This window comes from Amnibacterium sp. (assembly GCF_025463795.1).
Classification (GTDB): domain Bacteria; phylum Actinomycetota; class Actinomycetes; order Actinomycetales; family Microbacteriaceae; genus Amnibacterium.
Genome location: NZ_JAODBE010000058.1, coordinates 1 through 21,473, shown reverse-complemented (window position 1 = coordinate 21,473; position 21,473 = coordinate 1). Strand labels below are relative to the sequence as shown.

Here is a 21,473-nt window from a genome sequence, read left to right as displayed (position 1 = left end):
CGGCCCGGCGCGTTCCCTTCCGGCTCGCTAGCCTGAGGGGACCGTTGAGCTGAGGGAGGCACGGCCATGACCCGCACCATCCGCCTGGCCGTGATCGGGGGCGACGGGATCGGCCCCGAGGTCGTCGCCGAGGCCCTCAAGGTGCTGCGTGCCGCGGTCGGGCCGGCCGTGACCGTCGAGACCACCGACTTCCACCTCGGGGCGGCCCGCTACCTCGAGACCGGCGACGTGCTGCCCGACGCCGAGCTCGCCGAGATCGCCCTGCACGACGCGATCCTGCTCGGGGCCGTCGGCGGCAGGCCGGGCGATCCGCGTCTCGCCGCCGCGAACATCGAGCGCGGGCTGCTGCTGAAGCTGCGGTTCGCGCTGGACCACTACGTGAACCTCCGCCCCACCGTGCTGTACCCGGGGTTCGCGAGCCCGCTGAAGGATCCGGGCGCCGTCGACTTCGTCGTGGTGCGGGAGGGGACCGAGGGGCCGTACGTCGGCAACGGCGGCCGACTGCGCGAGGGGACGCCGGCCGAGGTGGCGACCGAGGTCAGCGTGAACACGGCCTACGGCGTCGAACGGGTCGTGCGATATGCGTTCGCGAAGGCGGCGGAGCGGCGCAACCGCCTCACGCTCGTGCACAAGACCAACGTGCTCACGTTCTCCGGCGCGCTCTGGCGGCGGATCGTCGACGCCGTGGGGGAGGAGTACCCCGACGTCGTCGTCGACTACCTCCACGTCGACGCGGCCACCATCTTCCTGGTCACCGATCCGGCGCGCTTCGACGTCATCGTGACCGACAACCTCTTCGGTGACATCCTCACCGACCTCGCCGCCGCGATCGGCGGCGGCATCGGGCTCGCGGCGTCCGCGAACCTCAACCCGTCGGGGGCCTACCCGTCGATGTTCGAGCCCGTGCACGGATCCGCGCCCGACATCGCGGGGACCGGGCAGGCGGATCCGACGGCGGCCATCCTGTCCGCGTCGCTGCTGCTCGACCACCTGGGCCTCACCGCCGCGGCCGGCCGCGTCGCTGCAGCCGTGCTCACCGACCTCGGCGTGCGGGACGGGCGCACCCGCACGACCAGCGAGATCGGGGACGCGGTGCTCGCCGCGGTGCCCCGAGAAGGAGCCTCATGACCGACACCGCGACCTTCCCGCTCACGTTCACGACCACGCCGTCCGCCACGGCGAGGGCCGCCGCGGAGCGGGAGGAGATCCTGGCCGACCCCGGCTTCGGCAAGTACTTCACCGACCACATGGCGACGATCTCGTGGTCGATCGAGGAGGGCTGGCACGACGCCCGCGTCGTGCCGTACGGACCGCTGCGGCTCGATCCGGCCGCCGCGGTGCTGCACTACGCGCAGGAGATCTTCGAGGGGCTGAAGGTCTACCGGCACGCGGACGGCTCCATCTGGGCGTTCCGGCCGGAGGCGAACGCGCGGCGGATGCAGCGTTCCGCGGAGCGGCTGGCGCTGCCGCAGCTGCCGGAGTCGGCGTTCGTGGAGGCGGTCAAGCGGCTCGTCGAGGCGGACTCCGAATGGGTGCCGAGCGCGCCGGAGACGAGTCTCTACGTGCGGCCGTTCATGATCGCCAGCGAGGCCTTCCTCGGGGTGCGGTCGGCGCACGGGGTCGACTTCCACGTGATCGCGTCGCCCGCCGGCGCCTACTTCCCGGGGGGCGTGCGTCCGGTGTCGATCTGGCTGTCGCAGGACTACACCCGCGCCGGCCGCGGCGGCATGGGCGCCGCGAAGACGGGTGGCAACTACGCCGCCAGCCTGCTGCCGCAGGCGGAGGCGTACGAGCAGGGCTGCCAGCAGGTGGTGTTCCTGGATGCCGAGGAACGGCGGTACGTCGAGGAGCTCGGCGGCATGAACGTCTTCTTCGTCTACGCGGACGGACGGGTGGTCACCCCCGCGCTGTCGGGCACGATCCTCGAGGGCATCACCCGGGAGAGCGTGATCCAGCTGGCCAAGGAGCGCGGCCACGCGATCGAGGAGCGGCGGGTCTCGATCGACGAGTGGCGCGAGGGCGTCTCGTCCGGCGACATCACCGAGGTGTTCGCGTGCGGCACCGCGGCCGTCATCACACCGATCGGCCTGCTGAAGGCGCGCGACTTCCAGGCCGGCTCGCTCGACGCACCCGCAGGCGCCCTCACGATGAGCCTCCGGGAGGAGCTCACCGGCATCCAGTACGGCCGCCGCGAGGACCACCACGACTGGATGCTCCGCCTCGCCTGACCCCACGCACACTTGCCACTTTCTTCCCTCATCCAGCCCGTTCGAGCGGAGAAAGTGGCAAGTCTGCGCTCAGGCGCGCGTTTCCAGCGCCTTGCGCACACGCGCGATGACTTCCTCCGGATGCAGGCGCAGGTCGTCGATGGTCACCCGGATGACGCGCCAGCCCAGGTCCTGCAGCCGCTCGTATCGCGTGATGTCCTTCCGAGCGACCTTCGCATCGGCGAAGTGGTGCGCGCCTTCGTATTCGATGACGATCCGCGCCGACCGGTAGACGAGATCGCACTCGGCCACGAATCCGCCGTCCGGGTTCCGGATGGTCCCGTTGATCTCCGGTTCCGGAAGGCCGGCTCCGACGAGCAGCAGACGGAGCACCGTCTCCCAGGGGGAGCGGACACCTTCCCGCAGCGCCGGCACGGCACGCTCGAGCATCTGCTGGCGCGGCCGATCGCCGGCTTCGACCGCCGTGACGAGGCGGTGGAGGGGGAAGTGGAACGGCCGTCCCTTGGCGAGCAGGCTCTCGCCGGAGACCACGAGGTCCAGCAACCCCAGTTGGGTGGCCAGCTGGCACCAGGTCTCGACGGGACTGGCCACACGCATCCCACCGCGGACCTGAACGAGGCCGGGACGGTCCACCAGATGGTGGCCGCGCACGCGACGGTCACGCGGTGCTCGCGAAGGCGGCGTCACCGAGACGTGGAGCACCTGCTCGTCCTGCTGTGCGAGCGGCAACCACATGCCATGAAGGATCGCCGCCGTCGTGTGGCTGAAGAAGGCGCTGGGATGCATCTTGGCCGCGTACGCCGAGGCCAGCTCGGCCACGTTCATCGGCCGTCCCGTCGATCGCACGCCGGCGAAGGGACGCTCGAACCGGGTGGAGAGCAACTGCTTGGGGGTGAGACCTGCGGCGAGACCGTCGGTGAGACGGAAGGCGTGGTCGCCGAGATCTTCGGGCAGGGGAGTGAAGGGGTGGGGCATGCGGGAACGATGGCGAGTCCCGTGCTCCCGTGGCCCGTCCTGGGCGCTCAGCGGTGACCGATCCCCGTGATGCGCTCCTGGGGAGGAGCGGACAGCGCGCACTTGCCGCTTTCCGACCTCAAATGGCTCGGATGAGGGCAGAAAGTGGCAAGTGTGCGTCTAGCTAAGGGGTGAGGAAGGTCAGGTGAGGGGGATGCCCAGGCGGCTCAGCGCGCGATCGGCCAGCGGCTTGCCGCCGGTCTGGCACGTCGCGCAGTACTGCAGGCTCGAGTCCGCGAACCGCACCTGCCGCACGACGTCGCCGCACACGGGGCACGCCTCACCGGTGCGGCCGTGCACCCGCATCCCCGACTTCTTCTCGCCCTTCAGCTCCGCCGCGGCGAGGCCCTCCGAGCGCGCGACGGCGTCGGCAAGGGTCTCCCGCAGCGCCACGTAGAGCCGGGCGACGTCGTCGGCCGGCATCGCGGCCGGCTTGAAGGGCGACATCCTCGCTACGTGCAGGATCTCGTCCGAGTACGCGTTCCCGATTCCCGCGATCACGCCCTGGTTCCGCAGCACGCCCTTGATCTGCGCCCGCCCCGATGCCGCGAGGATCGCCGCGAACCGCTCCTCCGTGAACGACGGATCCAGCGGATCCGGTCCCAGCGTCGCGATCCCGGGCACCTGCGCCGGGTCGTGCACGATCCAGATCGCGAGCCGCTTCTTCGGGCCCCACTCGGTGATGGTGACGCCGGAGCCGTCCTCGAGCGCGAGCCGGGCCGCGGCCGTCGTCTTGCGGGCGCCTCGCGTCAGCGGCGGCAGGGTGTCGCTCCAGCGGATCCACCCGAGCTTGGCGAGATGCACGACGAGGTGCAGGTCGCCGATCGTGAGATCGAGGAACTTCCCGTGCCGCTCCACGTCGCCCACCGGCGCGCCCGCGAGGTCGGACGGGGACGGGTCGTACGTCTTCAGCGCCGCGATGGAGGTGACGAGCAGCGACCCGACCGTGCGGCCGGTCATCCGCTGCCGCAGGTCGGCGGCGAGGGCGTGCACCTCGGGCAGCTCGGGCATGCGCCGATTCTGCCCTCATCAGCGGATCCGTGCACGCGTTCGGCAGGTCGCAGGTCTCGATCGGACGCCCATCCGCGGCGCTCTAGGCTCGTTGCCGTGAAGATCGCGCGGTTCACCTCCGGCGGCGCCGACCCGCAGTTCGGCATCGTGGACGACGAGGATCTCGTCGTCCTCGCCGGCGACCCGATGTACCAGGGCTTCGAGACGACGGGGGAGCGGGTCCCGCTCGCCGAGGCCAAGCTGCTCGCCCCGGTCATCCCTCGATCGAAGATCGTCTGCATCGGGATGAACTACGCGGAGCACAAGGAGGAGCTCGCGCCCGGCTCGAGCGATCGGCCCGTCATCTTCCTGAAGCCGAACACCGCGATCGTCGGCCCGGGCGACGCGATCCAGATCCCACCGGTCGAGGGGCGGATCGTGCACGAGGGCGAGCTCGCCATCGTGATCGGCGCCGTGGCGAAGCGGGTCCGTGCCGAGGACGCCGACGACGTGATCTTCGGCTACACGATCGCGAACGACGTCTCCGCTCGCGACCAGATGTTCGCGGACGGCCAGTGGGCCCGCGCGAAGGGCTACGACACGTTCTGCCCGATCGGGCCGGTCATCGAGACGGAGATCGACCGGCGCGGCCTCGAGATCCAGACCTTCGTCGACGGGGAGCCGCGCCGCCACGGCAACACGCGCGACATGATCCACGGCATCCCCGAGATCGTGGAGTTCGTGTCCGACATCTGGACGCTCCTGCCCGGCGACCTCATCCTCACCGGCACGCCGGCAGGCCTCGGCGGCTTCGTCGACGGACAGACGGTCGAGATCCAGATCCAGGGCATCGGCCGCCTCGTGAACCCCGCTCGCAACCGGGTGTGACGAGCCGCGCGCTCGTGCAGGCCCCGGGCCTCGCCCTCGCGCTCGCCGCGGTCGGCGTGGGCGCACTCGTGCACCTGCTGCTGCCCGCCGTGCCGCTGCTCACGGTCTGCGTGCTGCTCGGCGTCGTCGCGGCGCAGGTGCCCCCCGCCGTCGCCGTGCTCGACGGACCGTTGCGGTCCGGTCTCGCGACGGCCGCGAAGCGCTGCATGCGGATCGGTGTGGTGCTGCTCGGCCTCCAGCTCGTCGTCGGCGACCTGCTGCGGCTCGGCTGGCTCACGATCCTCGCCGTGATCGGGGTCACCGCGTTCGCCTTCGCCGGCACCTACGTCATCGGGCGGATCGCGCGCCTGCCCGGCCACGAGCCGCTCCTCTTCGCGGCCGGCTTCGCGATCTGCGGGGCGTCCGCGATCGGGGCGATGGCCGCGGTGACCCGCAGCGACGCGCGCGAGCAGTCGCGTCCCGTGGCGCTCGTGACCCTCTGCGGCACCCTCGCGATCGTCGTTCTGCCCCTCGTCGCGACCGCGGCCGGCATGACCGTCCCCGCCTACGGGCGCTGGACCGGCGCAGGCGTGCACGACGTCGGCCAGGTCGTCGCGACCGCGCAGGAGTGGGGCTCCGCAGCGCTCGCCGTCGCGATCGTCGTGAAGCTGCTGCGGGTGCTGCTGCTCGCGCCGCTCGTCGCCGGCACCGGGCTCGTGCTGCGGATGCGCGGGGGCGCCCAGGGCGGTGTGACCGCCCCGATCGTGCCCCTGTTCGTGGTCGGCTTCATCGTCGCGGTCGCACTCGGCAGCCTGCTGCCGATCCCGGCGCCCGTGCTCGGCGCGGCCCAGGTGCTGCAGACGGTGCTGCTCGGGATGGCCCTGTTCGGGCTCGGGTCGGGCATCCGCTTCCGTGCCCTCGCCGGCACCGGCCTCCGCACGGCCCTGGCCGGCCTCTCCGCGTGGGCGCTGATCGCAGTGGCCGCCCTGGCTGTCGTCTACGCCTGATCCGACAGCGCGCACTTGCCGGTTTCTGCCCTCGAACCGGCCGGATGAGGTCAGAAAGTGGCAAGTCTGCGCTTCGGTAGACTTGACTCCGCCATGAGCGAGCGCCACCCCGTCACGTCCGCGACCGGCTCCGACGTCCGGGTGCGCTTCTGCCCCTCGCCGACCGGACTGCCGCACGTCGGCCTCGTGCGCACCGCCCTGTTCAACTGGGCGACGGCCCGCCACACCGGGGGCACGTTCGTGTTCCGCATCGAGGACACCGACGCCGCCCGCGACAGCGAGCAGTCGTACGGGCAAATCGTCGAGGCGCTCACCTGGCTCGGCCTCGACTGGGACGAGGGGATCGACGTCGGCGGCCCCGACGGCCCCTACCGGCAGTCGCAGCGCGGCGACATCTACCGCGACGTCATCGAGCGGCTCACCGCCGCCGGGCACCTGTACGAGAGCTACCTCACCGCCGACGAGATCGAGGCGCGCAACCGCGCCGAGGGGCGGGCCGTGCAGCAGGGCTACGGCAACTGGGAGCGCGACCTCGCCGACGCCGACCGGGAGCGCTACCGCGCGGAGGGCCGGCAGCCCGCACTCCGTCTCCGGGTGCCCGACACGGACCTCTCCTTCGACGACCTCGTGCGCGGCCCCATCACGTTCCCGGCCGGCTCGTTCCCCGACTTCGTGCTCGTGCGCCCCGGCGGCCAGCCCCTCTACACGCTCGTCAACCCTGTCGACGACGCCCTCATGCGGATCACCCATGTGCTCCGCGGCGAGGACCTGCTGCCCTCGACGCCCCGGCAGATCGCGCTGTACCACGCGCTGATCGACATCGGTGCGGCCGAGTGGATCCCGCGCTTCGGCCACCTGCCGCTCGTGCTCGGCGACGGCACGAAGAAGCTGTCGAAGCGCGACCCGGAGTCGAACCTCTTCCTCCACCGCGAGCGCGGCTTCATCCCCGAGGGCCTCCTCAACTACCTGGCGCTGCTCGGCTGGTCGCTCGCGCCCGACCAGGACGTCTTCAGCCGCGAACAGATGGCCGCCGCGTTCGAGCCGGCGCAGGTCAATCCCAACCCCGCGCACTTCGACCTGAGGAAGGCCGAGTCGATCAACGGCGACCACATCCGCCTGCTCGACCCCGCCGACCTCGCTGCCCGAATGGTGCCGTACCTGCAGCTCGCCGACGTGCTGCCCGAGCACCCGACGCCCGCCCAGCTGGAGCTGCTCGCGCAGCTCACCCCGCTCGTTCAGGAGCGGATGCAGCTGCTCGGGCAGGCGCCCGGCCTGCTCGGCTCGTTCTTCACGACCGCGGGCGCGCTCGTGGTCGAGGAGGAGGCGCTCGCGTCGCTGAAGGGCGACGCCGCAGGGGTGCTCGACGCAGCGGCGGACGCCCTCGACGGCGTCGGCGAGTGGACGGTCGAGACCGTGCAGCGGGCGCTCCAAGGCGCCCTCATCGAGCGGATGGGGCTGAAGCCCCGCGTCGCATTCGGACCGGTCCGCGTCGCGACCTCGGGCCGCCGCGTCTCCCCACCGCTGTTCGAGTCCCTCGCCCTGCTCGGCCGCGAGGAGACCCTGGCGCGGATCGAGCGGCTCGCCGCGACCCTCGCGTGACCGCGAGCGGGGGCGCGGATCCGGTCGCCGCCCGCCGCACCGGCGCCCGCCGGTGGGCGATCGCCCTGATCGCCGTGCTGATCGCCGCCGTGGTCGTCGTGCTCCTCGCCCGCCTCGTGCGGGCCACGCCGGCCGGCACCGCCTTCGTCGACAGGGTTCCGGGCGCGGCACCCCTGCCCGCCGATGCGCCGGTCGGCTTCCCCGCGTGGCTCGCCTGGCAGCACGGGCTGAACGCTCTCTTCCTGCTCTTCACGGTGCGCTCCGGCTGGCGCCTGCACCGGGCCGAGCGGCCCACCATGTTCTGGGCACGCCGGAAGGACGGGCGCATCCGCACGGCGCACCCGCCGGTGCGCATCGCCCTCGACCTCTGGTCGCACTACGTCGGCGACACGCTCTGGGCTCTGAACGGGATCGTCTTCCTCGTGCTGCTGCTCGTCACCGGCCAGTGGGTGCGGATCGTGCCGACCGACTGGGCCGTCGTGCCCGCGGCCGTCTCCGCGGGGCTGCAGTACGCGTCCCTCGACTGGCCGACGACCGACGGCTGGACCGACTACAACGGGCTACAGGCGCTCAGCTACTTCGTCGTGGTCTTCCTCGCCGGCCCGGTCGCTGTGCTCACCGGTCTCCGCCTCGCGCCCGGGTTCGCGGCGCGCCTGCGCTTCCTCGACAGGGTGCTGCCGCTGCGGGCGACGAAGCGGATCCACTGGTGGACGATGCTGTTCCTCGTCGCCTTCACGGCCGTGCACGTGTTCCTCGTGCTGGCGACCGGCGCGGTCCGCAACCTGAACCACCTCTACGCCCTGCGCGACGACGCGAGCTGGGCGGGCGCGGCCGTGTTCGCCGCCTCGCTCGTGGTGACGGCGATCGCGGTCCTCGTGCTGCGCCCGCCGCTCGTCCGCCGGGCGGCCGCCGCCACCGGCACCGTCCTCGAGCGGCCCGCACGGGGTCGGCCCTAGCGGACGAGCGCGGCGAGTCTGGCCAGGGCGGCCGGCTCGTCGGTCAGCGCCGCGGCGCGTTCGGCGGCCGCCCTCGCCTCGCCGGTCCGGCCCGCGTCGACCAGCAGGGCGGCGCGTGCCGCCCAGAAGGGCTGGAACCGCTCCGCGCCCTCCACGACGTCGAGCAGGGCGAGCCCGGCGTCCGGGCCGTCCACACGGGCGGCAGCGACGGCGTGCGCGACCTGCGCGCCCAGCGTGGGGGCGGTCCGCACCAGCGCGGCGTAGAGCCGGCGCACCGCCTCGCGGTCGACGATGCCGGTGACGGCCCGCGCGTCGTGCGCCGACTGGATCGCCGCCTCGAGCTGGAAGCGGCCCGGCCGTCCGAACGCGGCGGCGCGCTGCAGGAGCACCTCGCCGCGGTCGAGGAGTGCACGATCCCAGGTGGCAGGATCCTGCTCGTCGAGGGGGAGTGGCGCCCTGTCGGGTTCCCGCGCCGCCGCGAGGTGCACGAGCGCCGCGAGGCCGAGCACCTCCGGCTCGTCGGGCACGAGATCCGCGAGCAGCGCGGCGAGATGCACGGCCTCGCCCCGCAGGTCGGATGCCGCGCGCCCGATCGCGTAGGCGCCGTAGACGGCCTCCAGCACCGGAGGCAGCCGGTCGGCCCACCGATCCCGGTCCGGCACCTCGAACCGGATGCCGGCGTCCCGGATGCGTCGCTTCGCCCGCACGAGGCGCTGCGCCATCGCCGGCGCCGGGACGGCGAAGGCCGCCGCGATCGCCTTCGCCTCCACCCCGAGCACGGTCTGCAGCATCAGCGGCGTCCGCACGCCCGCGTCGATCGCCGGATGCGCGCACACGAAGAGCAGAGCGAGCAGCCGGTCGGGGAACGGATCCGACGGGTCCTCCGTCCGGGCGAGGTCCGCCTCCTCGAGCGGCGCCGCCGTGCGGGTCGCCGCGGAGCGCAGCACGTCGAGCGTCCGGCGCCGGCCCACCGTGAGGAGCCACCCCTCGGGCTGCTCCGGCACCCCGGTCCGCGGCCAGGTCTCGAGGGCCCGCTGGAACGCGAAGGACAGCGCGTCCTCCGCGAGGGCGAGGTCGCGGGTGGGCGCAGCGAGGGCGGCGACGAGGCGCCCGTAGGAGCGCCGCGCCGCCGCGGCCACCGCCTCGGCCGGCGTCATGCCGGCTGCCACGCCCCGTCGATGTAGCGCACGGCGCAGGGCCGCACCTCGACGGCGCCCCACGACACGCTCGGCGCGCGCCCGGCCCAGTCGAGCGCCGCGTCCAGGTCGGGCACGTCGACGACGAAGGTGCCGCCGAGCTGCTCCTTCGTGTCCGCGAACGGCCCGTCCTGGATCGCCAGCTCGCCGTCACGCAGCCGCACGGTCGTCGAGGCCGACGACGGCTGCAGCACCTCGGCGCTCCGCAGCACGCCGGCTGCGTCGAGCGAGTCGGCGTACGCGCGGAACGCCGCCATCCCGGCCTCGATCGCCTCGCGGCCGATCTCCTCCTCGCTCGCCTCGGGGTAGTGCAGCAGCAATGTGTAGCGCACGGGGTCCTCCTCGTTCCGGGGCCGGTGGATCCGACCCTCTCACCGGAAGGACGATCGAGCGCGTCCCGGATCGACACGTCGTCCGGAGGAGAAGTGGGGCCGACGACTGGTAGAGTCTCTGACCGGCCTCCGGGCCGCCAGCGCCAGGTCTCCGGCCGGCGCATTGGGGTATGGTGTAATTGGCAACACGGCTGATTCTGGTTCAGTTGTTCTTGGTTCGAGTCCAGGTACCCCAGCTCGATCGCCTCGTCTGACCCGCCTCCGCGGGTGCCGACCTGGCGCGTCCGCCGTCGATCGCGCAGGATCGACGCATGGCGTTCCTGCTCGCGGAGGACCTGCTGCTGCTCCTGCTCGATGACGAGCGCGGAACCGTTCGCGGCGTGTCGATCGATCTGCGCGTGCCCCTCGGGGCGGCCGTCCTCGCGCAGCTCGCGCTCGACGGGGCGGTGCGGATCGACGAACCTGCGTCGCGGTGGCATGCGGCGAGGGTCGCGGTCGCGAGCGGAGCGGTGTCCGACCCGGTGCTCGCCGACGCGCTGACGCTCGCCGCCGAGAAGCCGCGGGCGGTGGGCGACCTCGCGAATCGGATCGGGAAGGGGCTGCGCGACCGGCTCGCACAGCGTCTCGCCGACGAGGGCGTCCTCGAGCGGAGGGACGACGTCGTGCTCGGGCTCTTCCCGCGCACGCGCTGGCCGGCGGGGAACGCGGCGCACGAGTCCGAGGTGCGCGAGGCGCTGCGGGGCGCGCTGCTGGGCGATCGCACCCCGGACCCGAGGACCGCCGTGCTCGCCGGGATCCTGGGTGCACTCGACCGGATCCCGGCCGTCGTCGGGGTGCGCGGCGAGGAGGCGCGCGCAGCGAAGCGGCGGGCGAGCCGGATCGCCGACGGCGACTGGGCGTCGGAGGCGGTTCGCAGCGCCGTCCGGAGCGCGGCGGCCGCCACCACCGCGGCGATCGCCGCGAGCGCAGCGGCGACGTCCGTGGTCGGCTGACCGCGCCGGTGGTCGTCCCCGGATCGTCGGGGCTACTGCCGGGCCGGGAACGGCGCGAACGGCGCCACGGGACCGCCCTCGAACCTTGCGCGGACGTCGCCGTCCAGGTCGCCCAGGATCTCGCCGTGCACGGTGCCCGTGGCGAGGATCGAGGCGGACAGCTGGTCGCCGATGTGCGCCGAATGCGCCTCCAGCGCCGCGAGGTCCACGTACTCCTCGACGACCACCGCAGCGGACTCGTTCGAGTTCAGGAAGATCTCGTACCGCAGCGTGCCGATGTCCCGCTCCTGCACGATCGCCATGCACTGCCGGGAGAGCCGCTTGAACTCGTCCACCCGCCCTTCGTGGAAGGTGAAGTGCGCGATGCCGAGCAGTCCGCCCATCGATCCGTCCCTCCGCTCGGGAGCGACCGTACTCGGCCTCGAGGCGCGGGCACGGGCGCGGGATGCATGGGGGCGCCGTCCACGGCACACTGACCCCATGAGCGACGACCGACTGATGCTGCTCGACACCGCGGCGCTCTACTTCCGGGCGTTCCACGGCCTGCCGGAGACGATCACGGCGCCGGACGGCACGCCCGTGAACGCCGTGCGCGGCCTGCTCGACATGATCGCCCGGCTCGTCACGGAGTTCCGGCCCCGCTTCCTCGTGGCGTGCTGGGACGACGACTGGCGGCCGCAGTGGCGGGTCGACCTCGTGCCGAGCTACAAGGCCCACCGGGTCGCGGGCGCGCGTCCGGACGGCTCCGTCGTCGAGGTCGTGCCGCCCACCCTCACCGCGCAGATCCCGCTCATCGTCGACACCCTCACCGCGCTCGGCATCCCGGCCGTCGGCAAGGCCGGCTACGAGGCGGACGACGTGATCGGCACCCTCGCCGCGACCGCCGCAGGCCCCGTCGACGTCGTCACCGGGGACCGCGACCTCTTCCAGGTGATCGACGACGCCCGCGACGTCCGCGTGCTGTCGACGGTGCGCGGGATGAACAAGCTGGAGATCCTCACGGACGCCGTGCTCCGGGAGAAGTACGGGGTGTCGGCAGCGCAGTACGCCGACTACGCCGCCCTCCGCGGGGACGCGTCGGACGGGCTGCCGGGCGTCGGCGGCATCGGCGAGAAGACGGCCGCACGCCTGCTCGCCGAGTTCGGGGACCTCGACGCGCTGCTCGCCGCGGCCGCGGATCCGTCGGTCGCCCTGTCCGCGAGCATCCGGTCGAAGCTGCGCGAGGGGGCGGAGTACCTCGAGCGTGCCCGGCCCGTCGTCGCCGTCGCTCGCGACCTGGACCTGCCGCCCTTCGACGCCGAGATCGCGCTGCCCGACGGCGGCGCGGAGGAGCTCCTGCGGCTCGCCTCGACCTGGGGTCTCGGGGGCTCGGCGAACCGCGCCCTCGCGGCCGTCGGCAGCGCCTCGGCGGCCGCCGCATGACGGTCCTCGCGACCGGAGGGAAGCGCAGGTCAGCGCAGGATCTGCTGAGGACCACCACGAACTCCCGGCGTATGCTCCGGCTCGCAGAGGGGGTGATGGAGCCCCCCGGGTCGAAGGAGACATCATGGCGAAGGCCACGTCCCGTCCCACCAGCCGCAGCGGCAGCGCGTCGGTGATCCCGCAGGGGGCGCCGGGCGACAACGCCGTCCCGGCCGTCGCGCCGTTCGCCGATCCGGGTCCGCTCGGGCTCGCCGCGTTCGCGCTCACCACCTTCGTGCTGAGCTTCGCGAACGCCGGCATCATCCCGACCGCGGGCATCGCCGTGCTCGGCCTCGCCGCGTTCTACGGCGGTCTCGGCCAGATCATCGCGGGCATCTGGGAGTTCGCGAACAAGAACACGTTCGGCGCCACCGCGTTCTGCACGTACGGCGGCTTCTGGCTCGCGTTCTGGTACCTGGCGTCGACCGGCGGCGACAAGGCCGCCGGTCCCGGAGGCGTGGGCATCTTCCTCATCGCGTTCGGCATCTTCACGCTCTACATGACCGTCGCGGCCCTGCGGACGAACGGGGCGCTCATCGCGGTGTTCGCGTTCCTGACCCTCACGTTCCTCGCCCTCGGCTTCGGCGCTGCCGCGGAGGCGGAGGGGCTGACGCGCCTCGGCGGGTGGCTCGGGATCATCACCGCGCTGCTCGCCTGGTACACCTCGTTCGCGGGCGTGCTCAACAGCACGTACAAGCGCGTCGTCCTGCCCGTCTTCCCCCGCGCCTGACCTCCCGGAAGGAACCGCCGAATGACCGACACCGTCTCATCGACCCTCGACAACCTCTCGCACGAGGACCGCCGGTTCCCGCCCTCGTCCGAGTTCGCAGCCGCGGCGAACGTCACGGCGGAGGCCTACGCGGAGGCCGACGCGGACCGGCTCGCGTTCTGGGCGGACAAGGCCCGGCGGCTCACGTGGGCGGAGCCGTTCACGCAGGTGCTCGACTGGTCGAACGCACCGTTCGCGACGTGGTTCGCGGACGGGAAGCTGAACGTGGCGGTGAACTGCCTCGACCGGCACGTGGAGGCGGGGCTCGGTGACCGGGTGGCGTTCTTCTTCGAGGGCGAGCCGGGCGACACGCGCACGATCACGTATCGGCAGCTGACGGAGGAGGTCTGCCGCGCCGCCAACGCGCTCACCGATCTCGGCGTGCAGGCCGGCGATCGGGTCGCGATCTACATGCCGATGATCCCCGAGACGGTCGTGGCGATGCTGGCGTGCGCGCGGCTCGGCGCCCCCCACACGGTCGTGTTCGGCGGGTTCTCGGCCGAGGCGCTCGCGACGCGCATTCTCGACTGCGACGCCCACGTCGTGATCACCGCGGACGGCGGCTGGCGGCGCGGCGCCGTCGCGCCCCTGAAGCCGGCGGTGGACGACGCCCTGGCCCAGTGCCCCGACGTCTCCGCGGTGCTCGTGGTGCAGCGCACCGGCAACGAGGTCGCCTGGACCGAGGGCCGGGACCACTGGTGGCACGACACCGTGGCGAAGGCTCCGAGCACCCATCAGGCGCAGGCGTTCGAGGCGGAGCATCCGCTCTACGTGATGTACACCTCGGGCACGACGGGCAAGCCGAAGGGCATCCTGCACACCTCGGGCGGCTATCTGACGGGCTGCTCGTGGACCCAGTACGAGGTCTTCGACCTGAAGCCCGAGACGGACGTCTACTGGACGGCGGCCGACATCGGCTGGGTCACCGGCCACTCCTACATCGTCTACGGACCGCTGTCGAACGCGACGACGAGCGTGCTCTACGAGGGCACCCCCGACTTCCCCGACAAGGGCCGGTGGTGGTCGATCATCGAGAAGTACCAGGTCACGACCCTGTACTGCGCGCCCACGGCGATCCGCACCTTCATGAAGTGGGGCGCCGACATCCCGGCGCAGCACGACCTGTCGAGCCTGAAGCTGATCGGCAGCGTCGGGGAGCCGATCAACCCTGAGGCGTACGTCTGGTACCGCCGCACGATCGGCGGCGACCGCATCCCGGTCGTCGACACCTGGTGGCAGACCGAGACGGGGTCGGTCATGATCAGCCCCCTGCCGGGCGTGACCGCCGGCAAGCCGGGCGCCGCGATGACGCCCCTGCCGGGCGTCTCCGCCGACGTCGTCGACGACGCAGGGAACCCGGTGCCGAACGGGTCAGGCGGCTACCTGGTGCTCACCGAGCCCTGGCCGTCCATGCTCAGGACCATCTGGGGCGACGACGAGCGCTACAGGGACACCTACTGGTCACGATTCCCCGGCAAGTACTTCGCCGGTGACGGGGCGAAGAAGGACTCCGACGGCGACCTGTGGCTGCTCGGCCGGGTGGACGACGTCATGAACATCGCGGGTCACCGGCTGTCGACCACCGAGATCGAGTCGGCCCTCGTCGCGAACCCGAAGGTCGCCGAGGCGGCCGTCGTCGGGGCCACCGATGAGACGACCGGCCAGGCGGTCGTGGCGTTCGTCATCCTGCGCGGCGAGGCCGGCGACGGCGGGCCGGGCGTCGCCAAGGAGCTGCGCGAGTGGGTCGCCGATCAGATCGGCAAGATCGCCCGCCCGCGGCAGATCATGGTCGTCGCCGAGCTGCCGAAGACGCGGTCGGGCAAGATCATGCGCCGCCTGCTGCGGGACGTCGCCGAGAACCGGCCGGTCGGCGACGTGACGACGCTCGCGGACACGACGGTGATGGAGACCATCCGGGAGGGGATGGCGACCGCGCCGCAGGAGGACTGATCGGGTCGGCGCCGGGACCCGAGGGGGCTTCGGATCCCGGCACCGAGTGGACCGGCGGGAGCCGGGGTCAGCTCTGCGCGGCGTCGGGGATCCCGAGCCAGGCGAGCTGCATGTCGTGATCCGACCCCTGGTAGCGGGAGTCGAAGAGGCGGGTGCCGTTCGACTGCGTCGTGTAGCGCACCTCGTTGCGGTACCGCGAGGTCGTGATGCCGCCCTTGAGCATCACGTAGTCGATGCGGCTGGCGATGTGGAGGTGCGGCACGGCGGTCTTCGGGTAACCGTCGTCGACCGCGTCGGGGCCGTTCGTGAGGTTGTCGGTCGCCCAGCGGATGTCGCCGCGGTCGAGGGTCGCGGCGGCGTCGGTGTAGCCGTCGGCGAGCATCTGCAGCCCCGCCGCGTCCGAGTCCGTGACCTCGTTGCCGTTGAAGTCGCCGGTGGCGATGATCGGCAGCGGACCCACACCGGCGTCGCTGCCGAGGGAGGCCGCCAGCGTGTCGAGCCAGGCGGCGAGCTTCGCGCCCTCGTTGCGGCGCACGGTCGAGACGTCCGGGTCCTCCTTCGTCCCGCCCGCCGGCATGTGGATCGACGACACGAGGAAGCGCCGCGCGCTCGCGTCCTTGGTCTGGAACTCGGCCCAGACGCCGGCTTCATCGGTGTAGGACGCGGGCCATTGGGAGCCCACGATCGCTCGTGGCGAGATGAAGCCGGAGTCGAGCAGGTCGACCTTGTCCGGGCGGAAGAAGATCGAGGAGTCGACGTAGTTGGTCGGGTTGCCCGCGGCGGCCTGCTGGTACACGTAGGCGTTGGCGTCGGGGCGCACGTTCGTGTAGGGCGTGGCTGCGGAGGCGAGCTTCGACTGGACCGTCTGGTACTGCTCGGTGCAGTCGTAGAGGCCGGCCGACATGTGGCTCGGGCTGTTGCGGCACGCCGGGTCCACCCGCGAGGTGCCGAGCTCCTGGAAGCCGATCACGTCGGGCTTCAGGTTCTCGACGTTCGCAACGACTTTGGGCAGCCGCGCCGTCCACTGGTTCGCCCTCGAGAAGCCCGCGCTCGCCGAGATGCTCTGGGCGTTCCACGAGGCGACGGTGACGGGAGAGGTGTCCCTGCCGGGGTTCCCGGCGCCCGCCAAGGTCCAGGGACCGACGTCGGAGAGGCGGAACTTCGTCGTGCCGTCGAAGTTCCACTCCATCCGAGGCGTCGACGCCGTCGAGTTCGTCTGGACGACCCGGACGAAGACCGGGTTGCCGGTACCCGCGCCGAGTACGCCCCGCAGGTTCGCGGGCAGGGTGACGATCCAGCTCGAGAGCGCGGCGGGATGCCAGGCGGTGGCGTAGTGGTGGGTCTTGGTCTGACTGTCGGAGCCGACGTAGACGGCGATCGAACGCGCGCGGCCGCCGCCGGTCCAGGAGACCTTGATCTGGTTCGGGCCGGCGGGAACCGCCTTCACCGAGGTGAGCGAGGTGGGGGCGTACTCGGACGGCGTCGCGGTGACGCGGTTCGAGGCCGCGCCGACGCCGTCCGCCGTGACGCGCACGGAGTAGGAGGTCCGGTTCGCGACGCCGCTGATGCGGATCGTCGTGGCCGTCGTGTGCAGCACCTTGGCGGTCGACGTCCCGGCGCCCCAGTGCACGGTGTAGCCGCTCGCGCCTGCGACCGTGCCCCACGCGGCGGTGACCTGGCGGTCGCCGCCCATGACCCGGATCGGCATCCCAGCGGTCGTCGCCTGCGCGGGCACGGGGGCGAGGAGCGCGCCGGCGGTGAGCAGCGCAGCGCCGAACACAGCGGCGCGCGCCGAGCGGGCACGGAGCAAGGACGTCAAGCGCATGCGGATTCCCCCCAGAGCGGATGCGGCTGACATCCACCCTAGGCGTGGCGCGGTCGGACGGCCGCCCCCAGAAGGCGGGGAGATCAGGCCTTCCGCGTGCGCTCGGCGCGTCGGCGGTCAGCCCGTGGGGCCGAACCGCTCCGTGCGGATCCGCTCGGGCGCGTGCCCGAGGCGCAGCAGGCCGTCGGCGATCGCCTCGACGAATCCCGTCGGACCGCAGACGTAGATCGTCGGCTGCTGCTCCGGGGACAGGGCCAGCGTCGCGAGCTCGGCGGCCCCGATGCGGCCGACGGGGAGGCCGTCGGGGGCGCGGCGGGAGTAGCGGACGTCCACCCGGAGTCCGGGACCGACGAGCCGGACGAGCTCGTCCCGGTAGTAGCGCCGATCCGGGTCCTGCACCCCGTACAGCAGCCGGAACGGCGCCGTGCTTCCTACTGCCGCGTGGGTGCGGATCATCCCCATGAGCGGCACGATGCCCGAGCCGCCGGCGACCAGCTGCACGGGCTCCTCCTGCTCGCGCCGCCAGACGAACCAGCCGCCGATCGGCCCCCGGATCTCGAGCGGATCACCGATCCCCACGTCCTCGACGAGGTACGGGGACACCTCGCCGTCCTCGAACCGCTCCACCGTCACCTCGACGGGCCGTGCTCCGGTCGCGGACGCGAGCGAGTAGGAGCGCTGCGCCGTGTAGCCGTCCTCCGCGGTCAGCCGGATGTCGATGTGCTGCCCGGCGACCGTCGATCCGAGCTCCGGGGCGTCCAGCACGAGGGTGCGTGCGGTCGGCGTCTCGGGGCGGATCGCGGCCACCTGCGCCGCGACCCAGCGGTTCGGGTCAGCGATAGCGCTCCTCCAGCCAGGGGTCCCCGTGCATGTGGTACCCGAGGCTCTCCCAGAAGCCGGCGCGGTCGTGCTCCATCAGCGTGAGGGAGTTCACCCACTTCGCGCTCTTCCAGAAGTAGAGGTGCGGCACGAGCAGGCGAGCGGGGCCGCCGTGCTCCGGCCGGAGCGGCTCGCCGTCGAACTCGAACGCGACCCACGCCTTGCCGCCGCGGAGGTCCTCCATCGGCAGGTTGGTGGAGTAGCCGCCGTAGCAGCCGGCCATCACGTACGGCGCGTCGGCGCCGACCGAGTCGAGGAACTTGTCGACGGAGACGCCGCGCCACGAGGTGCCGAACTTCGACCAGCTCGTCACGCAGTGGATGTCGGTGCTGATCGTCTCGGGACCGAGCGCCATCATGTCGGCCCACGACCACTCGCGGGACTCGCCGCTCGTCGTGGTGAGACTGAAGCGCCAGTCGTCCTCGCGGATCCGCGGGGTGATGCCGGCGGAGAGGACGGGGAACCCGTGCTCCTCGTACTGACCGGGCGGGAGCGCCGGGTTGGTGCTGCGACGCCTGCCGCGGAAGCCGGGTGAGAAGACGGCCATGCGGGCCTCCTAGATCCGTTGCGTCCATCGTGGCACGGACGGCGGCGCGGCGGCCTCCGTCGATCGACTCGGTCTCCCGATCACGGGGGAGGGGTTCGCACCGCGCCTTCCGGCCGCTGTGTCAGGCTGGGGCGATGACCGCGGTGAACATCGGTGTGCCCCGCCGGGCACCGCGCCCGGACACGTCCGGCCGTCCCACCGACCCGCACCTGCTCGACCGCTTCGGCCGCGTCGCCACCGACCTGCGCGTCTCCGTCACCGAGAAGTGCTCCCTCCGCTGCACCTACTGCATGCCGGAGGAGGGCCTCCCCGCGATCCCGCGGACGCTGCTGCTCACGCCCGCGGAGATCGGCCGGCTCGTCGGCATCGCCGCGCGCGACCTCGGCGTGAGGGAGGTGCGGTTCACCGGCGGGGAGCCGCTGCTCCGTGCCGACCTGGCCGAGATCCTCGCCGCGACGCGGGACGCCGCCCCAGGGCTGCCGATGGCGCTCACCACGAACGGCGTCGGCCTCGACAAGCGCCTGCCCGCCCTGCTCGCCGCCGGCCTCGGCCGCGTGAACATCTCCCTCGACACCGTGGACCGCGAGCACTTCGCCCGCCTCACGCGGCGCGACCGCCTGCCGGCGGTCCTCGCGGGCATCGAGGCGGCGCGCGCCGCCGGCCTCACCCCCCTCAAGGTCAACGCCGTGCTGATGCGCGAGACCCTCGACGATGCGCCCGACCTGCTCGCCTGGGCGCTCGACGCCGGGGTGCAGCTGCGGTTCATCGAGCAGATGCCGCTCGACGCGGACGGCGTCTGGAGCCGCGAGACGCTCGTGGACGCCGCCGAGCTGCTCGCCGTGCTCGGCCGCCGCTTCGAGCTTCTGCCGGTGGGGCGCGACGACCCGCACGCCCCGGCCGAGGAATGGCGGGTGCGGACGCGCGGCACGACGGCACCGGCGACGGCGACCGTCGGGCTCATCGCGTCCGTCACCCGGTCGTTCTGCGTCGAGTGCGACCGCACCCGCCTCACCGCCGAGGGTTCCGTGCGGTCCTGCCTCTTCAGCGACGACGAGACGGCGCTCGCGCCCCTGCTGCGCGGCGGTGCCGACGACGCGGCCATCGCGGATGCGTGGCGTACGGCGATGTGGGGCAAGCAGGCCGGGCACGGCATGGACGAGGCGGGTTTCCTCCGTCCGATCCGGAGCATGGGGGCCATCGGTGGCTGAGCCGGTCGCGGTCACCGTGCGGTACTTCGCGGCGGCGGCCGAGGCGGCGGGACGCCAGGAGGAGGTGCTCGAGGTCGAGCCGACCGCGGGCGCGCTGCGGGCGCTGCTCGCCGAGCGCTACGGCGCCCCGATGCGGCGGGTGCTCGACGTCGGATCGCTGCTCGTCGACGGGGTCGTGACGCGGGATCCGCAGCGGCCCGTCCGGCGATCGGTCGACGTGCTGCCGCCGTTCGCGGGCGGATAGTCGCGGTGCGCACCTTCCACGATCTCGTCGCCGAGGCCGGGACGGCCGACATGACGGGCTGGGACTTCGGGTGGCTCGAGGGCCGGGCGACGGAGGAGCGACCGCCGTGGGGCTACGCGCACCTGCTCGCCGAGCGGCTCGCGCACGCGGCATCGGCGCTGGACCTCGACACCGGCGGCGGCGAGGTCGTCGCATCCGCGGCGGTGCTGCCGAAGCGGATGGTCGTCTCCGAGGGGTGGCCGCCGAACGCGGCGCAGGCGCGCGCGACGCTCGGCCCGCGCGGTGTCGAGGTGGTCGAGACCCCGCAAGGCGCCCCGCTGCCCTTCGCGGACCGTTCCTTCGAGCTCGTGACGTCACGCCATCCGGTGCGGCCCGACTGGCCGGAGATCGCGCGGGTGCTGCAGCCCGGCGGTACCTACTTCGCCCAGCACGTGGGGCCCGCCTCCGCGTTCGAGCTCATCGAGTTCTTCCTCGGCCCGCTGCCCGAGCAGCGGAACGGCAGGGATCCGCAGCGTGAGGTCGCCGAGGCGGAGGGCGCCGGACTGACCGTCACCGAGGTGCGCACGGCGCGCTGCCGCATGGAGCTCTTCGACATCGGCGCCGTCGTCTGGATCCTCCGCAGATGCGTCTGGTGGGTGCCGGACTTCACTGTGGACCGGTACCGCGACCGGCTCCGCGAGCTCGACGAGCTGCTGCGCCGGAACGGGCCGTTCGTGGCGCATTCGTCGCGCCACCTGATCGAGGCGCGGCGCTAGAGCCCGACCCACTCCGAGGTGCCCTCGGGGAAGTGCTGGCGCTTCCAGATCGGCACCTCCGCCTTGATCGCGTCGACCAGGTCGCCGCACGCCTGGAAGGCCTCCGCGCGGTGCGGGGCTGCGACGGCGGCGACGAGCGCGACGTCGCCGATCGTGAGCGCGCCGATCCGGTGCGCCGCCGCGACGGCGAGGCCGGTGCGCTCCGCGATGCGGATGCAGACGTCAGCGAGGAACCGCTCGGCGTCGGGATGCGCCGAGTAGTCCAGGCCCGCGACGTCCCGTCCGCCGTCGTGGTCGCGGATGATCCCGCGGAACGTCACGAGCGCGCCGTCCCGGTCGCTCAGCACGGCCGCCTCGACGGCGGCGGCGTCGAGCACCGCATCCGTGACGACGGCGACCGCCACCCGCCCGCTCACCGGTCCTCCTCGCGGTGCGTCGTGGACTGGTGGGCGCCGTGCTCGTGATCCGCGTGGCCGCGCACCTGCTGCAGCAGGTGGGGGAGCAGGTCGGCGAGCACGGCGAGCGCGTCGTCGACGCCCCCGGGCGAGCCGGGCAGGTTGACGACGACGGTGCCGTCCGCGATGCCGGCCAGCCCGCGGCCGAGCGCGGCCGTCGGCGTACCGGCGCGCGCCCGGATCGCCTCGGCGACCCCCG

23 protein-coding genes and 1 tRNA gene are annotated in these 21,473 nt (G+C 72.8%); 14 read left to right on the top strand and 10 right to left on the bottom strand.

Annotated features, from left to right (window positions below):
• The first annotated feature begins 66 nt into the window (after positions 1-66).
• Together JWQ92_RS05695 and JWQ92_RS05690 are read left to right on the top strand one after the other, a co-directional pair.
• Positions 67-1,128 carry a 3-isopropylmalate dehydrogenase gene (locus JWQ92_RS05695; RefSeq protein ID WP_297343500.1) on the top strand — a complete coding sequence of 354 codons (1,062 nt, stop codon included), beginning with the start codon at positions 67-69 and terminating at the stop codon, positions 1,126-1,128.
• The gene (locus tag JWQ92_RS05690) at positions 1,125-2,228 is read left to right on the top strand and encodes a branched-chain amino acid aminotransferase (RefSeq protein WP_297343499.1); all 1,104 of its coding nucleotides are present in this window, start codon (positions 1,125-1,127) and stop codon (positions 2,226-2,228) included. Before JWQ92_RS05695 ends, JWQ92_RS05690 begins: the two co-directional genes overlap by 4 nt.
• A gap of 69 nt (positions 2,229-2,297) precedes the next feature.
• Here JWQ92_RS05690 and JWQ92_RS05685 read toward each other — a convergent pair whose 3' ends face one another.
• Complete coding sequence (locus JWQ92_RS05685) at positions 2,298-3,203, bottom strand: endonuclease domain-containing protein (RefSeq protein WP_297343498.1); 906 nt, start codon at positions 3,201-3,203, stop codon at positions 2,298-2,300.
• A 180-nt stretch (positions 3,204-3,383) separates the two neighbouring features.
• Positions 3,384-4,253, bottom strand: coding sequence for a DNA-formamidopyrimidine glycosylase family protein (locus JWQ92_RS05680; protein ID WP_297343497.1), 870 nt, complete (start codon positions 4,251-4,253; stop codon positions 3,384-3,386).
• Between the two features lie 96 nt (positions 4,254-4,349).
• Here JWQ92_RS05680 and JWQ92_RS05675 point away from each other — a divergent pair, with 96 nt between their 5' ends.
• From JWQ92_RS05675 to JWQ92_RS05660, 4 genes are all read left to right on the top strand, one after another.
• Entirely contained in the window at positions 4,350-5,120 is a 771-nt protein-coding gene (locus JWQ92_RS05675; RefSeq protein ID WP_297343496.1) for a fumarylacetoacetate hydrolase family protein, read from the top strand.
• A complete protein-coding gene (locus tag JWQ92_RS05670) occupies positions 5,117-6,106 on the top strand; it encodes a putative sulfate exporter family transporter (protein WP_297343495.1) in 990 nt (329 codons plus the stop codon). The genes JWQ92_RS05675 and JWQ92_RS05670 overlap by 4 nt, the downstream gene beginning before the upstream one ends.
• Positions 6,107-6,199: 93 nt before the next feature.
• Entirely contained in the window at positions 6,200-7,705 is a 1,506-nt protein-coding gene (gene gltX, locus JWQ92_RS05665; RefSeq protein WP_297343494.1) for a glutamate--tRNA ligase, read from the top strand.
• Complete coding sequence (locus tag JWQ92_RS05660; protein WP_297343493.1) at positions 7,702-8,661, top strand: cytochrome b/b6 domain-containing protein; 960 nt, start codon at positions 7,702-7,704, stop codon at positions 8,659-8,661. The genes gltX and JWQ92_RS05660 overlap by 4 nt, the downstream gene beginning before the upstream one ends.
• On the opposite strand, the gene JWQ92_RS05655 is transcribed toward JWQ92_RS05660, so the two are convergent.
• On the bottom strand, positions 8,658-9,830 hold the full coding sequence (locus JWQ92_RS05655; RefSeq protein WP_297343492.1) for a DUF6596 domain-containing protein: 1,173 nt from the start codon (positions 9,828-9,830) through the stop codon (positions 8,658-8,660). The genes JWQ92_RS05660 and JWQ92_RS05655 overlap by 4 nt on opposite strands.
• Entirely contained in the window at positions 9,815-10,189 is a 375-nt protein-coding gene (locus JWQ92_RS05650; RefSeq protein WP_297343491.1) for a YciI family protein, read from the bottom strand. The genes JWQ92_RS05655 and JWQ92_RS05650 overlap by 16 nt, the downstream gene beginning before the upstream one ends.
• A 164-nt stretch (positions 10,190-10,353) precedes the next feature.
• On the opposite strand from JWQ92_RS05650, the gene JWQ92_RS05645 reads away from it, so the two are divergent.
• Positions 10,354-10,425: transfer RNA gene (locus JWQ92_RS05645), tRNA-Gln, on the top strand.
• Between the two features lie 75 nt (positions 10,426-10,500).
• Positions 10,501-11,181 (top strand): GPP34 family phosphoprotein, encoded by a 681-nt coding sequence (locus tag JWQ92_RS05640; RefSeq protein ID WP_297343490.1) that lies wholly within the window; start codon positions 10,501-10,503, stop codon positions 11,179-11,181.
• Between the two features lie 32 nt (positions 11,182-11,213).
• Here JWQ92_RS05640 and JWQ92_RS05635 read toward each other — a convergent pair whose 3' ends face one another.
• On the bottom strand, positions 11,214-11,564 hold the full coding sequence (locus JWQ92_RS05635) for an antibiotic biosynthesis monooxygenase (RefSeq protein ID WP_297343489.1): 351 nt from the start codon (positions 11,562-11,564) through the stop codon (positions 11,214-11,216).
• 97 nt (positions 11,565-11,661) lie between these two features.
• Between JWQ92_RS05635 and JWQ92_RS05630 the strand changes: the two genes are divergently transcribed.
• From JWQ92_RS05630 to acs, 3 genes are all read left to right on the top strand, one after another.
• Positions 11,662-12,603 carry a 5'-3' exonuclease gene (locus JWQ92_RS05630; protein WP_297343488.1) on the top strand — a complete coding sequence of 314 codons (942 nt, stop codon included), beginning with the start codon at positions 11,662-11,664 and terminating at the stop codon, positions 12,601-12,603.
• Positions 12,604-12,727: 124 nt separating this feature from the next.
• On the top strand, positions 12,728-13,372 hold the full coding sequence (locus JWQ92_RS05625) for an acetate uptake transporter (RefSeq protein ID WP_297343487.1): 645 nt from the start codon (positions 12,728-12,730) through the stop codon (positions 13,370-13,372).
• Positions 13,373-13,393: 21 nt separating this feature from the next.
• Entirely contained in the window at positions 13,394-15,361 is a 1,968-nt protein-coding gene (gene acs, locus JWQ92_RS05620) for an acetate--CoA ligase (protein WP_297343486.1), read from the top strand.
• 67 nt (positions 15,362-15,428) lie between these two features.
• Here the strand turns inward: acs and JWQ92_RS05615 are convergent, their stop codons facing one another.
• From JWQ92_RS05615 to JWQ92_RS05605, 3 genes are all read right to left on the bottom strand, one after another.
• A complete protein-coding gene (locus JWQ92_RS05615) occupies positions 15,429-17,186 on the bottom strand; it encodes a hypothetical protein (protein WP_297343485.1) in 1,758 nt (585 codons plus the stop codon).
• 117 nt (positions 17,187-17,303) lie between these two features.
• The gene (locus tag JWQ92_RS05610; RefSeq protein WP_297343484.1) at positions 17,304-17,993 is read right to left on the bottom strand and encodes a ferredoxin reductase; all 690 of its coding nucleotides are present in this window, start codon (positions 17,991-17,993) and stop codon (positions 17,304-17,306) included.
• A 25-nt stretch (positions 17,994-18,018) separates the two neighbouring features.
• Positions 18,019-18,612 (bottom strand): sulfite oxidase-like oxidoreductase, encoded by a 594-nt coding sequence (locus JWQ92_RS05605; RefSeq protein WP_297343483.1) that lies wholly within the window; start codon positions 18,610-18,612, stop codon positions 18,019-18,021.
• A gap of 134 nt (positions 18,613-18,746) precedes the next feature.
• Between JWQ92_RS05605 and moaA the strand changes: the two genes are divergently transcribed.
• The 3 genes from moaA to JWQ92_RS05590 are packed head-to-tail and all read left to right on the top strand — an operon-like array spanning position 18,747 to position 20,819.
• Complete coding sequence (gene moaA, locus JWQ92_RS05600; protein WP_297343482.1) at positions 18,747-19,820, top strand: GTP 3',8-cyclase MoaA; 1,074 nt, start codon at positions 18,747-18,749, stop codon at positions 19,818-19,820.
• Positions 19,813-20,064, top strand: coding sequence for a MoaD/ThiS family protein (locus JWQ92_RS05595; RefSeq protein WP_297343481.1), 252 nt, complete (start codon positions 19,813-19,815; stop codon positions 20,062-20,064). Before moaA ends, JWQ92_RS05595 begins: the two co-directional genes overlap by 8 nt.
• 5 nt (positions 20,065-20,069) lie before the next feature.
• Positions 20,070-20,819 carry a methyltransferase domain-containing protein gene (locus tag JWQ92_RS05590; RefSeq protein ID WP_297343480.1) on the top strand — a complete coding sequence of 250 codons (750 nt, stop codon included), beginning with the start codon at positions 20,070-20,072 and terminating at the stop codon, positions 20,817-20,819.
• Here the strand turns inward: JWQ92_RS05590 and JWQ92_RS05585 are convergent.
• Together JWQ92_RS05585 and JWQ92_RS05580 are read right to left on the bottom strand one after the other, a co-directional pair.
• Positions 20,816-21,235: a molybdenum cofactor biosynthesis protein MoaE gene (locus JWQ92_RS05585; RefSeq protein ID WP_297343479.1), complete on the bottom strand. Its 420-nt coding sequence runs from the start codon at positions 21,233-21,235 to the stop codon at positions 20,816-20,818. The two genes, JWQ92_RS05590 and JWQ92_RS05585, sit on opposite strands and share 4 nt — an antisense overlap.
• A partial coding sequence (locus JWQ92_RS05580; RefSeq protein ID WP_367276710.1) for a molybdenum cofactor biosynthesis protein B occupies positions 21,232-21,473 on the bottom strand: 242 nt, incomplete at its 5' end. The genes JWQ92_RS05585 and JWQ92_RS05580, both read right to left, overlap by 4 nt.

Bases quoted from the DNA above. Each gene is read 5' to 3' on its own strand.
- JWQ92_RS05680 (WP_297343497.1), bottom strand. From the start codon at position 4,253: ATGCCCGAGCTGCCCGAGGTGCACGCCCTCGCCGCCGACCTGCGGCAG.
- JWQ92_RS05615 (WP_297343485.1), bottom strand. From the start codon at position 17,186: ATGCGCTTGACGTCCTTGCTCCGTGCCCGCTCGGCGCGCGCCGCTGTG.
- JWQ92_RS05685 (WP_297343498.1), bottom strand. From the start codon at position 3,203: ATGCCCCACCCCTTCACTCCCCTGCCCGAAGATCTCGGCGACCACGCC.
- acs (WP_297343486.1), top strand. From the start codon at position 13,394: ATGACCGACACCGTCTCATCGACCCTCGACAACCTCTCGCACGAGGAC.
- JWQ92_RS05605 (WP_297343483.1), bottom strand. From the start codon at position 18,612: ATGGCCGTCTTCTCACCCGGCTTCCGCGGCAGGCGTCGCAGCACCAAC.
- gltX (WP_297343494.1), top strand. From the start codon at position 6,200: ATGAGCGAGCGCCACCCCGTCACGTCCGCGACCGGCTCCGACGTCCGG.
- JWQ92_RS05625 (WP_297343487.1), top strand. From the start codon at position 12,728: ATGGCGAAGGCCACGTCCCGTCCCACCAGCCGCAGCGGCAGCGCGTCG.
- moaA (WP_297343482.1), top strand. From the start codon at position 18,747: ATGACCGCGGTGAACATCGGTGTGCCCCGCCGGGCACCGCGCCCGGAC.
- JWQ92_RS05635 (WP_297343489.1), bottom strand. From the start codon at position 11,564: ATGGGCGGACTGCTCGGCATCGCGCACTTCACCTTCCACGAAGGGCGG.
- JWQ92_RS05695 (WP_297343500.1), top strand. From the start codon at position 67: ATGACCCGCACCATCCGCCTGGCCGTGATCGGGGGCGACGGGATCGGC.
- JWQ92_RS05640 (WP_297343490.1), top strand. From the start codon at position 10,501: ATGGCGTTCCTGCTCGCGGAGGACCTGCTGCTGCTCCTGCTCGATGAC.
- JWQ92_RS05630 (WP_297343488.1), top strand. From the start codon at position 11,662: ATGAGCGACGACCGACTGATGCTGCTCGACACCGCGGCGCTCTACTTC.
- JWQ92_RS05690 (WP_297343499.1), top strand. From the start codon at position 1,125: ATGACCGACACCGCGACCTTCCCGCTCACGTTCACGACCACGCCGTCC.